The 13,753-nt window shown below is 44.7% G+C and carries 14 protein-coding genes; 7 read left to right on the top strand and 7 right to left on the bottom strand.

Annotated elements, in window-relative coordinates:
* Positions 1–99 precede the first annotated feature (99 nt).
* The gene (locus tag OJ16_RS13405; protein ID WP_040991687.1) at positions 100–678 is read left to right on the top strand and encodes a thymidine kinase; all 579 of its coding nucleotides are present in this window, start codon (positions 100–102) and stop codon (positions 676–678) included.
* A 79-nt stretch (positions 679–757) separates the two neighbouring features.
* Here the strand turns inward: OJ16_RS13405 and infA are convergent, their stop codons facing one another.
* From infA to aat, 3 genes are all read right to left on the bottom strand, one after another.
* Positions 758–976: a translation initiation factor IF-1 gene (gene infA, locus OJ16_RS13400; RefSeq protein WP_001040192.1), complete on the bottom strand. Its 219-nt coding sequence runs from the start codon at positions 974–976 to the stop codon at positions 758–760.
* 81 nt (positions 977–1,057) lie between these two features.
* Positions 1,058–1,756, bottom strand: a complete 699-nt coding sequence (locus OJ16_RS13395) for an arginyltransferase (RefSeq protein WP_040991539.1) — start codon at positions 1,754–1,756, stop codon at positions 1,058–1,060.
* 1 nt (position 1,757) lies between these two features.
* Positions 1,758–2,474, bottom strand: a complete 717-nt coding sequence (gene aat, locus OJ16_RS13390; protein WP_040991537.1) for a leucyl/phenylalanyl-tRNA--protein transferase — start codon at positions 2,472–2,474, stop codon at positions 1,758–1,760.
* Between the two features lie 18 nt (positions 2,475–2,492).
* On the opposite strand from aat, the gene OJ16_RS13385 reads away from it, so the two are divergent.
* Positions 2,493–2,948 (top strand): outer membrane lipoprotein, encoded by a 456-nt coding sequence (locus OJ16_RS13385; RefSeq protein WP_040991813.1) that lies wholly within the window; start codon positions 2,493–2,495, stop codon positions 2,946–2,948.
* 152 nt (positions 2,949–3,100) lie between these two features.
* Positions 3,101–4,426: a 3-phosphoshikimate 1-carboxyvinyltransferase gene (gene aroA / locus OJ16_RS13380; RefSeq protein ID WP_040991535.1), complete on the top strand. Its 1,326-nt coding sequence runs from the start codon at positions 3,101–3,103 to the stop codon at positions 4,424–4,426.
* A 69-nt stretch (positions 4,427–4,495) separates the two neighbouring features.
* Here the strand turns inward: aroA and OJ16_RS13375 are convergent, their stop codons facing one another.
* On the bottom strand, positions 4,496–4,744 hold the full coding sequence (locus OJ16_RS13375; protein WP_040991533.1) for a YciN family protein: 249 nt from the start codon (positions 4,742–4,744) through the stop codon (positions 4,496–4,498).
* A gap of 413 nt (positions 4,745–5,157) precedes the next feature.
* Here OJ16_RS13375 and topA point away from each other — a divergent pair, with 413 nt between their 5' ends.
* From topA to OJ16_RS13355, 4 genes are all read left to right on the top strand, one after another.
* Positions 5,158–7,779 carry a type I DNA topoisomerase gene (gene topA, locus OJ16_RS13370; protein WP_040991531.1) on the top strand — a complete coding sequence of 874 codons (2,622 nt, stop codon included), beginning with the start codon at positions 5,158–5,160 and terminating at the stop codon, positions 7,777–7,779.
* Between the two features lie 458 nt (positions 7,780–8,237).
* Complete coding sequence (gene glgC, locus OJ16_RS13365) at positions 8,238–9,455, top strand: glucose-1-phosphate adenylyltransferase (protein ID WP_040991529.1); 1,218 nt, start codon at positions 8,238–8,240, stop codon at positions 9,453–9,455.
* Positions 9,445–10,902 (top strand): glycogen synthase GlgA, encoded by a 1,458-nt coding sequence (glgA, locus tag OJ16_RS13360; RefSeq protein ID WP_040991528.1) that lies wholly within the window; start codon positions 9,445–9,447, stop codon positions 10,900–10,902. The genes glgC and glgA overlap by 11 nt, the downstream gene beginning before the upstream one ends.
* Before the next feature lie 171 nt (positions 10,903–11,073).
* Complete coding sequence (locus tag OJ16_RS13355; protein WP_040991525.1) at positions 11,074–11,877, top strand: alpha/beta fold hydrolase; 804 nt, start codon at positions 11,074–11,076, stop codon at positions 11,875–11,877.
* A 35-nt stretch (positions 11,878–11,912) separates the two neighbouring features.
* On the opposite strand, the gene OJ16_RS13350 is transcribed toward OJ16_RS13355, so the two are convergent.
* The 3 genes from OJ16_RS13350 to OJ16_RS13340 all read right to left on the bottom strand — a co-directional run bounded on the left by OJ16_RS13350 (position 11,913) and on the right by OJ16_RS13340 (position 13,680).
* A complete protein-coding gene (locus OJ16_RS13350; RefSeq protein WP_040991523.1) occupies positions 11,913–12,227 on the bottom strand; it encodes a putative signal transducing protein in 315 nt (104 codons plus the stop codon).
* Positions 12,227–12,919, bottom strand: coding sequence for a TVP38/TMEM64 family protein (locus OJ16_RS13345; protein WP_040991521.1), 693 nt, complete (start codon positions 12,917–12,919; stop codon positions 12,227–12,229). The genes OJ16_RS13350 and OJ16_RS13345 overlap by 1 nt, the downstream gene beginning before the upstream one ends.
* Positions 12,920–13,086: 167 nt before the next feature.
* A complete protein-coding gene (locus OJ16_RS13340; protein ID WP_040991519.1) occupies positions 13,087–13,680 on the bottom strand; it encodes a TfoX/Sxy family DNA transformation protein in 594 nt (197 codons plus the stop codon).
* Between the last annotated feature and the right edge of the window lie 73 nt (positions 13,681–13,753).

Below are 13,753 nucleotides of genomic sequence, written 5' to 3'. Positions count from 1 at the left end.
TCCACATCAATACGTTAGTGGATGTTTGAATAATTTTAAGGGGCTGAATCGTCAGCCCTTTTTTCTATCCGATTTGTTTATTTTTACAGGGTGTTTTTCGTGGCTCAGATGTACTTCTATTACTCGGCAATGAATGCGGGTAAATCCACTACGCTTCTTCAATCGTCATTTAATTACCAAGAGCGTGGTATGAACCCAGTGATTTTCACTGCGGCATTAGATGATCGCTACGGCATTGGTAAAGTGAGTTCGCGTATTGGTTTGCAGTCAGATGCTTTCTTGTTTAAGCCAGAAACCGACATGTTTAAGGCGATTGAAACCCTTAATAATGAAGAGAAGCGTCACTGTATTTTGATTGATGAATGTCAGTTCTTATCGAAAGAGCAGGTATATCAGTTAACGGAAGTGGTTGATAAATTGCATATTCCGGTGCTGTGCTACGGTCTTCGTACCGACTTTCTTGGTGAGTTGTTTGAAGGCAGTAAATACTTACTTTCTTGGGCAGATAAGCTGGTTGAGCTGAAAACGATTTGTCATTGTGGCCGTAAAGCGAACATGGTGATCCGCACAGACGAACACGGTAATGCGATTGCACAAGGTGATCAAGTGGCGATTGGTGGGAATGATCGTTACGTATCAGCTTGCCGTCAGCACTACAAAGAAGCACTGGGCCAATAAACGGCAATGATGCTTTTCGTGCAAAAACAAAAACCGGAGCCAATGGCTCCGGTTTTTGTTGCATTCGTAAATCTAAAGATTAACGAGCACGGAAGACGATGCGGCCTTTAGATAGGTCGTATGGAGTCATCTCTACAGTTACTTTGTCACCAGTAAGAATACGGATGTAGTTCTTACGCATTTTACCAGAGATGTGAGCAGTAACTACGTGACCGTTTTCTAGCTCAACACGGAACATTGTGTTTGGAAGAGTATCAAGGACTGTGCCTTGCATCTCAATTACGTCTTCTTTAGCCATTTATTCCTCTTTTTCAAAATGGACAATTTCAACCGGCTATTTGCGCCGATAAAAATGAATTAAGTAAAGTTGGGGCGTATTCTACCCTCGCCAAGTCTGATTTACTAGCCTTTGATGCGGTTGAAAGCGGACTTTGTAATTCATCGCTGGGCATTCATCAATTTGGTAACCGAGATAAAGCCACTGTTTTCCTTGGTTACGGCAATAATCAATTTGCAGTAATACCCCTAGGGTTCCAAGTGAAAACTCACTGTTTGGTTCGAAAAAGGTATAAAAAGCACTGGCACTATTGCTCAGAATATCGGTAACTGCAATGCCAATTAGGTTTCCGTTATCGTAAATGTGCAAATATTGTGTATTTAACCACGCACAATGCGAAAACTGAGCAAAGGTTTCACGGTTAGGTGGATACATACTGCCTTCACGATGGCGCGCTTCGATATAGCGGCTATAAAGTGAAAACCAATGCTCATCCATTTCTTCCTTGAGCTGATAGGTAATCCCTTTCGCTTTGGCCAGGAGGCGTTTTTGGCTGCGAGAGGGGGTGAAGTTTGGAATAGCAATACGAATCGGCTGGCAGGCGCTGCAAAGTTCACAGTGGGGCTTATACATCGTATCACCACTACGACGAAATCCATTGGCGAGCAACACTTCATAATTTGATGAGCTGTGCAGTTCCGGGTCTAATGCGACCGCGACGCGTTCTTGTCGATTCGGTAGATAGCTACAAGGATGGTTATCGGTTAAACCAATCCGAATTTGCTGCAAGTCAGAACTCATTTCATCTCTCGGTGGGTAAATTAAGCCATTGTGGCTGAAAGCACTGCTCCTCAAGAGCTTGATATCTTAAAGATAGCAGGCTTTGAATAAAGCTCTCTCGTTCCAGTTCAAATGCGCCTAAAGATTGCGTGTGCTCATTCAATACTTGGCAATCAATTAATTGTCCGCCTTGCTGCTGGAAATGATCGCAGAAATACCACAAAGCGATTTTTGATGCGTTACTTTCCAGGCTAAACATCGATTCGCCACAGAACAATTGCCCGATAGACAGCCCATACAAGCCGCCAATCAAACGATTTTCTTGCCATACTTCAACAGAGTGGCAGCGCCCTTGTTTTGCCAACGCTTTGTAAGCATGCCGCATATCTTCATTGAGCCAGGTTTCTTCCGCGCAGCGCAGGGCGGCACATTGGTCGATCACTTGAGCCGTCGCATGGTTGATACTGACTTGATATTGATGCTTGCGTTGGAATTTCTTCAAACTTTTTGATGGTTTAAACAGGCTGGGTTTGAATACGGCGCGAGGTGAAGGGCTCCACCATAAAATCGGTTCGCCTGGGCCATACCATGGAAATATGCCATTGTGGTAAGCTGTTAGTATACGATCTGCCGACAGATCACCGCCAAACGCTAATAAGCCATTGGGATCATCCAGTGCGTCAAATGGCGACGGGAAGCTCAAGTTATTGGGGTCGAGTTCTGTCAGATAAATAGCCATCAAGAGGTTTCGATTATGATGAAGAAGTGGGTATGGATATTATTGATTTTTCCTCTGTTTGCCAATGCCGCATATCAACGGAACGTGGCTCGTCCTGTCAATGAAGTCGTATTTGGCAAGGTTGATTCAGTCCGTTACATCACTCAGCAAGAAATTGTGGCGTCGAAAAGTAACGGTTGGGAAACGTTCTTAGGGGCCGTAGTGGGAGGCTTGGTGGGCAATCAATTTGGCGGTGGTACCGGTAAAGAAGTGGCGACTGCCGTCGGGGCGGTCGCGGGTGCAAGCGTTGCGCGTAATCGCGCCAATCAAAGCTACAGCGTTGAGTATCGACTGGTTGAGTTGCTGATACAAACAGACGACAAACGTTTGATCAATGTTATCCAAGATGTCGATAGTTCAATGATTTTCCAGCGCAATGATCCGGTTAGAATTCTCTATTTCAATGATGGCGTCCGAGTCGATAAAGAGTACTAATACTTCATTCTCTTGTTGTTCCTCATTGTGTGTTTTCCCGTCGTTAAAACTCGATTTGCTCTGGTTTTAGCGGCGGTTTTTCGTTAGTCTGCCAGTATGAAGAATTTTTCATCGCTCTTATGGAAGCGAGCGAGCAAGGAATAGTAGTCTCAATGGAAAGCCTTACATTACAACCAATCAATAAAGTCGATGGTGAGGTCAACTTACCGGGTTCTAAAAGCGTATCAAACCGTGCCTTACTGCTTGCGGCATTGGCGCAGGGAACCACACGTTTAACCAATTTGCTCGATAGTGACGACATTCGTCATATGCTCAATGCGTTGACTTCGCTCGGGGTTAATTATCGTTTGTCGGATGATAAGACTGAGTGTGAAGTGGATGGTTTAGGCGCTGCATTTTCAGGTGGACAGCGCGTTGGTGAACAGTGCGTTGCTGGACCAAGCGACGCGATTCAACCATTAGAATTATTCTTAGGTAACGCGGGCACCGCGATGCGCCCGTTAGCGGCCGCTTTATGTTTAGGTTCCGGTGAGTATGTGCTGACTGGTGAGCCACGCATGAAAGAGCGCCCAATTGGCCATTTGGTGGATGCGTTGCGTCAAGCCGGTGCCGAGATTCGCTACCTTGAAAATGACAACTACCCACCCATTCAGATTGTAGGTCGTGGCCTAAATGGCGGTAGCGTTGAGATTGATGGTTCTATCTCAAGCCAGTTCCTGACCGCATTTTTGATGTCAGCGCCATTAGCGAAAGACGATGTGACGATCAATATTATCGGTGATTTGGTGTCGAAACCTTACATCGATATTACCTTGCATATTATGGCTCAGTTTGGGGTTGAGGTAGAAAACCGTAATTACCAACAATTCGCGATTAAAGCCGGCCAACGCTATGTATCACCGGGTGACTTCTTGGTCGAAGGCGATGCGTCTTCGGCGTCCTATTTCTTAGCGGCGGCAGCGATTAAAGGTGGGGCGATTAAAGTTACCGGCATCGGTAAAAACAGCATCCAAGGTGATATTCAATTTGCTGACGCGTTAGAAAAAATGGGCGCGGACATTGAGTGGGGTGATGATTACGTGATTTCACGCGTGGGCAAGCTCAAAGCGGTTGATTTAGACTTTAATCATATCCCTGATGCCGCAATGACGATTGCCACGACAGCGTTGTTTGCAGAAGGCACAACGGCGATCCGCAATGTTTACAATTGGCGGGTGAAAGAGACCGATCGTTTGTCAGCGATGGCCACTGAGTTACGTAAAGTCGGTGCAGAAGTGGAAGAGGGGCATGATTACATCATCATAACCCCACCAACACAGCTTAAGCATGCCGCGATCGATACTTACGACGATCACCGCATGGCGATGTGTTTTTCTCTGGTGGCTTTAAGCGATACACCGGTGACGATTAATGATCCTAAGTGTACATCGAAGACATTTCCTGATTACTTCGACAAGTTGGCAGGGTTAAGTTGCTAAATTTTCAGGAAAATAAAAGCCAGAGTAAACCTCTGGCTTTTTTGTGTATGAACGAATTACCGTCGAGAATCAGTTTTCTAGCGTAAACTCTTTCGATAGGTGGTGAGCAAGATACTTAAACATATTGAAAACGGCGGTGGTATTTGCCGTTGGAATGCCTTGCTCATCTAAGAAGTAGTTACCTTTAAATATCAGTACTTCTTCTTTTTCTTCAACGCTATCTGCACGCATACCTTCGATGTAATCATCGTGGGCTTGAATGACTTGGTTGGCGATCAACAACAGATCAAACTGAGAAATGGTTTTTTTTTCGCTCATCATGGATGCCTTTAAATAGAGGGTGGACGAGATATGGCGCGATTGTACGTGCAGTCAGAGGCATTTTCCAATGACCTGTAACAATTTTAATCATTGCAAAGAGTTGAAATGTTTTGTGACGGGCGACATAAATCTGCGTACTTTGTTGGCAGAAATATAAACCACGCGTTTAGTATGTGGCACTTTATCAGGTAAGGCATTGATTGCTTGACCAAACTAATCGTTAAATGGGTTTACTCGCATGTTTAACGACTTGAGTAAGATCGCGCATTTGTCGAGCAGTCAAAAGTGATTTTAAAAAAAGATATTGATCTTCTGCTCATCTCGCTCGATAGTAAAAAAAGAAGCAATATTATAAGTATGTTGTGCGATAAATTCGCGTCATCAGTCACTAAAGGACACTAGAGTCAGTTATGGGTAAGTCACTCGTTATTGTGGAATCGCCTGCTAAGGCTAAGACCATCAATAAATATCTCGGTAAGGACTTCATCGTAAAGTCTAGTGTGGGTCACGTGCGTGATCTACCGACAGCGGGACAAAGCACCGGCCAAAAAGCGGCAGCGGTATCAACCAAAGGTATGAGCCCTGAAGAGAAAGCTCGTGTGAAGCACGAGAAAGATCGTAAATCGCTGATTAAAAAAATGGGTATTGACCCATTTAACGGCTGGGAAGCGAATTACCAAATACTACCGGGTAAAGAGAAGGTAGTCGCTGAGCTACAGAAACTCGCCGAAGACGCAGATTGCGTTTATCTCGCAACCGATTTGGACCGCGAAGGAGAAGCTATCGCATGGCACCTTCGTGAGATCATCGGTGGCGATGAAGAGCGATACAAGCGTGTAGTGTTTAACGAAATTACCAAAAATGCTATCCAGCAAGCGTTCGAGAAACCGGGCGAACTCAGCATGGATGGCGTTAATGCCCAACAAGCACGTCGTTTCATGGACCGTGTGGTTGGCTTTATGGTCTCTCCATTACTGTGGAAAAAAGTGGCTCGTGGCCTGTCAGCTGGTCGTGTTCAGTCAGTGGCAGTGAAGTTATTGGTTGAGCGTGAGCGCGAAATCAAAGCGTTTATCCCTGAAGAATTTTGGGATATTCACGCCAATACGAAGACGCAAAACAACACAGACTTCCGCTTACAGGTGGCTCAGAAGGATGGGGTGGTATTTAAACCAACCAATCAAGCTGACACCATGGCTGCGGTATCGGTACTTGAAAATGCGGCGTTTGAAGTGTGTAAACGCGAAGACCGTCCAACATCAAGTAAGCCATCTGCACCCTTTATTACGTCAACGCTTCAGCAAGCGGCAAGTACGCGCTTAGGCTACGGCGTTAAAAAGACCATGATGCTGGCTCAGCGCTTGTATGAAGCGGGTTACATCACCTATATGCGTACTGACTCAACTAACTTGAGTTCAGAGGCTGTAGAGACGCTACGCGAGTATATCGGTACAGAGTTCGGTGAAGCCTACCTACCTGCAAGTAAACTTGTGTACGGTAGTAAAGAGGGCGCTCAAGAGGCGCACGAAGCGATTCGTCCATCGGATGTCATGGTTAAGACTGAAGATCTTGTTTCTATGGAAGCGGATGCTCACAAACTGTACAACCTCATTTGGAACCAGTTTGTGGCGTGTCAAATGACACCTGCGCAATACGATTCAACGACCGTTAGTGTGAAAGCGGCGGAGTACACGCTAAAAGCGAAAGGTCGCATTCTGAAATTTGATGGTTGGACTCGCGTTCAACGTCCAATGGGCAAGAATGAAGACCAAATTCTTCCTGCGGTTCAAGTGGGTGACAAAATCGACCTGGTTGATCTTGAGCCTAAACAACACTTTACCAAGCCACCTGCTCGCTTTACTGAAGCGGCATTGGTTAAAGAACTTGAAAAGCGTGGTATTGGCCGTCCTTCAACGTACGCGTCAATTATCTCTACCATTCAAGATCGTGGTTACGTGAAGGTTGAACAACGTCGCTTCTACGCTGAAAAAATGGGTGAGATCGTTACTGACCGTCTTGATGGCAGCTTCCATGAGTTGATGAACTACGAGTTCACCTCAAAAATGGAACAGAAGCTTGACCAAGTTGCAGTCGGTGATGCGAACTGGAAATCCGTGCTTGATAACTTCTTTACCGATTTTACTGGTGATTTAGAGAAAGCGGAATTGGATGAAGATGTGGGTGGCATGAAGCCTAACCATATCGTTTATACCGATATCAAGTGTCCAACGTGTTCACGTGAGATGGGTATTCGTACGGCATCAACAGGCGTGTTCCTCGGTTGTTCTGGTTATGCTTTGCCACCGAAAGAGCGTTGCAAAACCACCATTAACCTAGGCGATGAAGAAGGCATTATCAACGTTCTTGAAGAAGATGTTGAAACGGCGGCTCTTCGAGCGAAAAAACGTTGTCCGATCTGTGAAACGGCGATGGATGCCTATCTCATCGATGATAAGCGTAAGCTGCATGTTTGTGGTAATAACCCGAACTGTGAAGGTTATGTTGTCGAGTTTGGTGAGTACAAAGTTAAAGGTTACGAAGGCCCACTGGTTGAGTGTGACAAGTGTGGTAGCGACATGGTTCTTAAGAACGGCCGCTTCGGTAAATACATGGATTGCACCAGCGAAACCTGTAAGAACACGCGTAAGATTCTTAAAAATGGTGAAGTTGCACCACCGAAAGAAGATCCAGTACATCTGCCAGAACTGCCGTGTGAAAATTCAGACGCGTACTTTGTTTTACGTGACGGTGCCTCTGGTTTGTTCTTAGCGGCGAGTACTTTCCCTAAATCACGTGAAACACGTGCGCCATTAGTGGAAGAGCTAAAACGCTTTAAAGATCGTATTTCTGCGAAGTTCCATTATCTTGCGGATGCACCAGAGAAAGATCCTGACGGTCTGCCAATGGTTGTGCGTTTTAGCCGTAAGACGAAAGAGAACTATGTACGTTCTGAAGTGGACGGTAAGCCATCAGGTTACACCGCACTTTTCGAGAATGGAAAGTGGGAAATCACGGATAAGCGTAAAAACAAATAATCGAAAGTGAATCAAAAAAGCAGCGATAATTCGCTGCTTTTTTTTTGTCTCAAGATCGTCGCTAAATAACACATCTAATCACCCATCGTTACAAGCGTTCAGTTATTCATCAGTTTTCAATCTAATACCGAGTTGACTCTCAGTAATTGTAATTTATAGGTTTATCTTCTTGCTAGGTGCGTCACAATTTTGTTTGGTGTAAGTTAATGAAATGTGTCTTGCGCAACAGAATGTGTGAGCTAAGTCAGGCGCTTATTAAGTAACCTGTGAGCATCAACCGGTATGGGATATTTTAAATTGTAATCTTTGTCAGATACGATAATTTATAGCCAACGATTTGCACATATTGATGGAGGGTTTTACATAATATCTCCGGGTGATTACTGAGTTTTTACTCAAATTCGAACTAAAGATGCCAAGATTAGGCGTCAAATTATAAATAATATGGAGAGTTAAAAATGGCTGGTGTTTTAGGGATGATCCTTGCTGGTGGAGAGGGCTCAAGATTGCGTCCGTTGACGGAATCTCGTAGTAAGCCTTCGGTTCCTTTCGGTGGCAGCTACCGCCTTATCGATTTCGCGCTAAACAATTTTGTTAATGCTGACCTGATGCGCATTTATGTGCTGACGCAATTCAAATCTCAATCGCTGTTTCATCACTTGAAAAAAGGGTGGAACATCAATGGTATTACTGACCGTTTTATTGACCCAATTCCTGCGCAAATGCGTACAGGGAAGCGTTGGTATGAAGGTACGGCTGATGCCATCTATCAAAATTTACGTTTTATGGAGTTGGCTGAACCTGAGCAAGTGTGTATTTTCGGGTCGGACCATATCTATAAAATGGACATCAAGCAGATGCTTGATTTCCACAAACAAAAAGAAGCTTCTTTGACCGTATCAGCGTTACGTATGCCATTGTCTCAAGCCTCCCAATTTGGAGTAATTGAAGTGGATACGGAAGGGCGTATGATCGGTTTTGAAGAAAAACCAGAGAATCCAAAATCTATCCCAGGTGATCCAGGTTTTGCGCTTGTCTCTATGGGTAACTATGTCTTTGAAGCTCCAGCTTTATTTTCTGAGTTGGTTGAAGACGCTGACAACCCAGATTCAACCCACGATTTTGGTAAAGATATCATTCCGAAGATGTTCCCGCGTGGCGATGTCTATGTGTATGACTTCAGTACCAACAAAATTACGGGTGAGAAAGAAGAAGTTTATTGGCGCGATGTTGGTACCATTCATGCGTACTGGGAAGCGCATATGGACTTATTGCGTAAAGATGCACCGTTCTCGCTTTATAACCGCAAGTGGCCAATTCATACTTACTACCCACCATTGCCACCTGCGACATTCACTGACTGTGATAACGGCCGCGTTCAGATCATCGATAGCCTAGTTTGTAACGGTAGCTTGGTACGCGGATCGCGTATTGAAAAATCGGTATTGGGTTTCCGCAGTAACATTGCATCGGCTTGTGATATTTCAGAAAGTATCTTGCTTGGTGATGTGAAGATTGGTGAAGGCTGTGTTTTACGTCGAGTCATCATCGATAAAAATGTGGACATTGCACCAGGGACACAAGTGGGTGTTAACCTGAAAGAAGATCGCAAACACTTCCATGTTTCTGATGAAGGCATTGTGGTGATTCCTAAAGGAGCAAAAGTTGGCTACTAAGAATTTATCGATACTGTTTGTAGCATCGGAAATTGAAGGGCTAATCAAAAGCGGTGGCTTAGCGGATGTCGCTAAGGCACTGCCTGAAGCGTTACGTTCACTAGGTCAAGATGCGCGAGTGGCATTGCCAGCCTATCAAAAAATTGCGGGGATTGATCAAGCTCCCGTCATTTTAGATACTCATCTTGAGCATTGGCCGCATACGCCATATCAAGTTCGCCAACTGCATGTTGGCGATATACCGGTTTTTGCGATTGAGTGCGCTCAGTACTTCAGTCGTGATGAGATGTATTCTGAATACAATCAAGCGTATCCTGATAATGGTGAACGCTTTTCATTTTTCAGTGCTGCTAGCTTGGATATGTTGGCTAAATTGGGTTTTCAGCCAGATATCATCCATGCCAATGATTGGCATACGGGATTTGTTCCTTACCTACTAAAGCATCGTTATGCTGAATGCCCATTCTTTGCCAATACGAAGAGTGTCATTTCGATTCATAATGCCGTTTTCAAAGGCGTATTTAGCTATGAAGAAGTGCATTGTTTACCTGAAATGCAAGTGCATTATGCCCCTGATGCGGCAGTAAGTAATACGCACATTACCATGCTAAAAGCGGGCGTAATGACGGCAGATAAAATCAATGCAGTCAGCCCAACTTATGCTCAAGAACTCCAAACAGAGCTTGGCAGTCATGGTATGGCAGCAGAGTTCCGTGCGCGTTCTGCAGATTTAGTCGGCATTCTTAATGGTTGTGATTATGGGGCTTGGAGCCCGGAAACGGATCATTATTTACCGCTCAACTTCAAAGCCAATAAGCAAAGTATGTTGCGCGGTAAGAAAGCGAGTAAAAATGCCCTTCAAGAGCGAGTCGGATTACCGATCATTGACAATGCAATGTATGGGATGGTTTGCCGCCTGACAAATCAGAAGGGTGTGCAGTATTTGATCCCAATCCTTGAGCGTTTCTTGAAGTTGGATGTGCAAGTGGTGATCGTTGGAACCGGCGATCCTAAGTTGGCATATCAACTCAAAGCGATTGCTGAGCGTTACAGTGAGAAGTTTGCGTTTGTTGAAGCTTACGATAACGAGTTGGCTCACTGGGTTGAAGCGGGTTCTGATTTCTTTTTAATGCCTTCTGAATTTGAGCCTTGCGGCCTCAATCAGATCTACAGCATGGCTTATGGTACTTTGCCAATTGTACGTGCTGTTGGTGGGTTAAAAGACAGTGTCGTGGATTACGACAGTGCACCACAGCAAGCGACGGGGTTTGTGTTTGATTTACCAGAACCGCTCGAGTTGCTCAGCATCATGCAACGTTCACTACTGCTTTATACGCAAGACCCTGCGGAAATGAGACGCGTGCAACTATACGCTATGGAGAAAAATTTCTGCTGGAAACAAGCGGCAGATGAATACCTTTCTTTGTATCATGCGGCCTTTCATTAACCTCTGAGTCTGTGTAAGACAGGTTATGAATGTAAAAAAAGACGTCTAATGACGTCTTTTTTTACATATTAATCGTCTCAACCCCTCATAAATTGACCTAATTTGACGTAAAAATTCGCGACATTGTGGTAGTCTTCCTTTTCCCTATTTGAGACAAGCCAGTTTATATAGATGAGCGAAACTCTGCTTTTTCATAAGACCTATCCGCATCCAACCAGTAAAGAGTGGGTTGTATTCATTCACGGTGCAGGAGGCAGTTCTTCGATATGGTTTAAACAAATCAAAGCCTATAAAGCGCATTTTAATCTGTTGCTGATCGATCTGCGTGGCCATGGCAAATCCAACCAGCTTATTAAAGAAATTATTACTAATCGTTACACGTTTAAAACGGTGACTCTGGATATATTGCAAGTCTTGGATCATCTGAAAATTCAATCGGCGCATTTTGTCGGAATGTCGTTAGGGACGATCATCGTTCGCAATTTAGCTGAGTTGGCGTCAGGTCGAGTCAAATCGATGGTGCTAGGTGGCGCTGTAACGCGCTTGAATACACGTTCACAGCTATTGGTGAAGGTAGGTAACTACTGCAAGCATATTGTGCCTTACATGTGGCTATATCGATTATTTGCGTATGTTGTGATGCCACAGCGTGCTCAAAAACAATCTCGACATCTATTTATCCGAGAAGCAAAGAAGTTATGCCAGAAAGAGTTTAAGCGTTGGTTTATCTTAGCGGCGGATGTAAACCCGTTGATGCGCTATTTCAAAGAAAGAGAATTGCCGATCCCAACCTTATATCTGATGGGCGATCGCGATTACATGTTCATCAAACCGGTGAAAGAAATGGTTGCGGTGCATCAACTCAGTCAGCTCAAAGAGATTGCGAACTGTGGTCATGTCTGCAATATCGAGCGTCCTGAAGAATTTAACCAGCACTCAATCGCCTTTATTCGCCAACAAATCATGGTGAATTAACGTCAGCGGTTTCATGAATCACTTGTGAAACCGGCTTAACTGGCTGAGCTCATCGGTGAGCCACATTGCCAGCATAGGCCAAATTGCCCTTCATTCTCTTCGCCGCAACTTAAGCAATGCCATGATTGTTCAAGTTGCGGTTGTTCAAACTGCGCCACCAACGCTTGTGCCTTCTCCTGTTGGCGACCATCGAGTAACCAAACATAGGGTTCGCTGGCTTCACCAAAAGGCAACTCGCCTTGTAGGCCGAAAAGGCCTTCGCCTCTCACTTCACAATCGATATTATTTGAACGCAAAAGCTCACACACAATGTGCGCTTGAGGTGGATTGTTTGCGCTAAATATTTTCACTAAGCTTCTCCGTTAGACGCCTTAGGATTGTGTTTAATTTTAGCCATGATCCATTTCGCGACAATAGGGAACACGCCAAGCAGAGCAAAAGAAACCAACACAGACGGTGACACAATGCCTGACAGTGATTCTATTTGGGCTAGTTGGGTGCCCGCATTAAGATAAACGGCGGTGCCAGGCAGCATTCCGATTTGGCTGACCAAGTAGAAACGGGCTGCCGTTATTGGGGTGAGGCCCATTAATAAGTTTATGAGAAAAAATGGGAATACAGGGAGCAAGCGGAGTGAAAACAGATAAAACGCGCCGTCTTTTTCTACGCCTTGGTTGATCGCTGAGAGTTTGTCACCAAATTTACGTTGCACCCAGTCTCGGAGTAAAAAACGACTGCTAAGAAAGGCAAGCGTTGCTCCTAGTGTGCTGGCAAAAGAAACCAAGACGAGGCTGGTCCAAAAGCCAAATAGAGCTGCGCCAAGCAGTGTCACAACGGCAGCACCAGGAATGGAGAAGGCGGTAATGGCAAGATAGGCAAAGAAATAGAGTGCGGCGGCGAGCACGAAGTTTTGTTCAATACTCAATGCGAGCTGTGCTTGTTGAGCTTTGGCATTTTCTAGCGTGAGTTGATCACCAAACTGCGTGATTAGCAGCGCAATGATGGCAATAAGCAGTAAGCCGAAAAGTAATTTTTTATTCATCTTTGTTCTCACTTAGCGAAGCATGATGTCATCACTGACTTTCTTAACTTTAGATGACTTTGAGCGAATTCGGTATCAGAGTGTGTTTTGTATAGGAACTTAAAAACAAAGAAAAACTTTCAAAAAAAAACCAGCGATTATCGCTGGCGTTTATTTCATGAGGCTGATCAGTGTCCAAGAGTGGACATCAATTCTTGGCGACGAGATTGCGGGATAACAGACCAATGAGTGCCTTTAATCGCGCCTTCCAGTGCCCACAGAAGTTCCAAACTCACATTAGAGTCATGCGATGCTTGAATCGCTTGGTAGGCTTTAAGCGATCCTGCTTGCTCTAAACCTTCGACTGATTCGATCCCCGCCTTTTTCAACATGCGTTCAGTTGCAAGACGCAGATTGGGTAAATCTTTAATTCGTGTCGGTTTGGTTTTTTCTTGGGTATTTTTTTCTTGCTTGGCAAGAGAAAGCGCAGCCATACCGATTTGCAGTGTTTTTTCACTGTCTTGGTACCAGGCTTCACTTAGGGCAAAGTATTTGGTGACAACAGGAAAGCCTCGCTTGTGATAAACGTACGGTTCTAACCCTTGTTGCTTGAATTGTTCGATAAGGGCACTGTCGGCACGAATATGAAGTTTATCGTGAACGACAAGCGCAAACATTGTGTCGTCGGCGAAAATGCCAAACCCACCAAACATAGAGCGAGATCTGATTCGACCTAGTGGCTCAAAAAGTCTCATTGAGTCTTTAAGTATTGGTTTATCCATTCTGTACTTTCTCGGAGTATGTTTATATACGCCACCTAATTCAGGCCGAGAGAATAGCAGTCAATGCAGTATC

Source organism: Vibrio renipiscarius, assembly GCF_000827885.1.
Classification (GTDB): Bacteria; Pseudomonadota; Gammaproteobacteria; order Enterobacterales; family Vibrionaceae; genus Vibrio; species Vibrio renipiscarius.
This window is presented reverse-complemented; position numbering and strand designations above follow the sequence as displayed.

Bases quoted from the DNA above. Each gene is read 5' to 3' on its own strand.
- infA (WP_001040192.1), bottom strand. From the start codon at position 976: ATGGCTAAAGAAGACGTAATTGAGATGCAAGGCACAGTCCTTGATACT.
- OJ16_RS13395 (WP_040991539.1), bottom strand. From the start codon at position 1,756: ATGAGTTCTGACTTGCAGCAAATTCGGATTGGTTTAACCGATAACCAT.
- aat (WP_040991537.1), bottom strand. From the start codon at position 2,474: ATGGCTATTTATCTGACAGAACTCGACCCCAATAACTTGAGCTTCCCG.
- OJ16_RS13385 (WP_040991813.1), top strand. From the start codon at position 2,493: ATGAAGAAGTGGGTATGGATATTATTGATTTTTCCTCTGTTTGCCAAT.
- aroA (WP_040991535.1), top strand. From the start codon at position 3,101: ATGGAAAGCCTTACATTACAACCAATCAATAAAGTCGATGGTGAGGTC.
- OJ16_RS13375 (WP_040991533.1), bottom strand. From the start codon at position 4,744: ATGAGCGAAAAAAAAACCATTTCTCAGTTTGATCTGTTGTTGATCGCC.
- topA (WP_040991531.1), top strand. From the start codon at position 5,158: ATGGGTAAGTCACTCGTTATTGTGGAATCGCCTGCTAAGGCTAAGACC.
- glgC (WP_040991529.1), top strand. From the start codon at position 8,238: ATGGCTGGTGTTTTAGGGATGATCCTTGCTGGTGGAGAGGGCTCAAGA.
- OJ16_RS13355 (WP_040991525.1), top strand. From the start codon at position 11,074: ATGAGCGAAACTCTGCTTTTTCATAAGACCTATCCGCATCCAACCAGT.
- OJ16_RS13345 (WP_040991521.1), bottom strand. From the start codon at position 12,919: ATGAATAAAAAATTACTTTTCGGCTTACTGCTTATTGCCATCATTGCG.
- OJ16_RS13340 (WP_040991519.1), bottom strand. From the start codon at position 13,680: ATGGATAAACCAATACTTAAAGACTCAATGAGACTTTTTGAGCCACTA.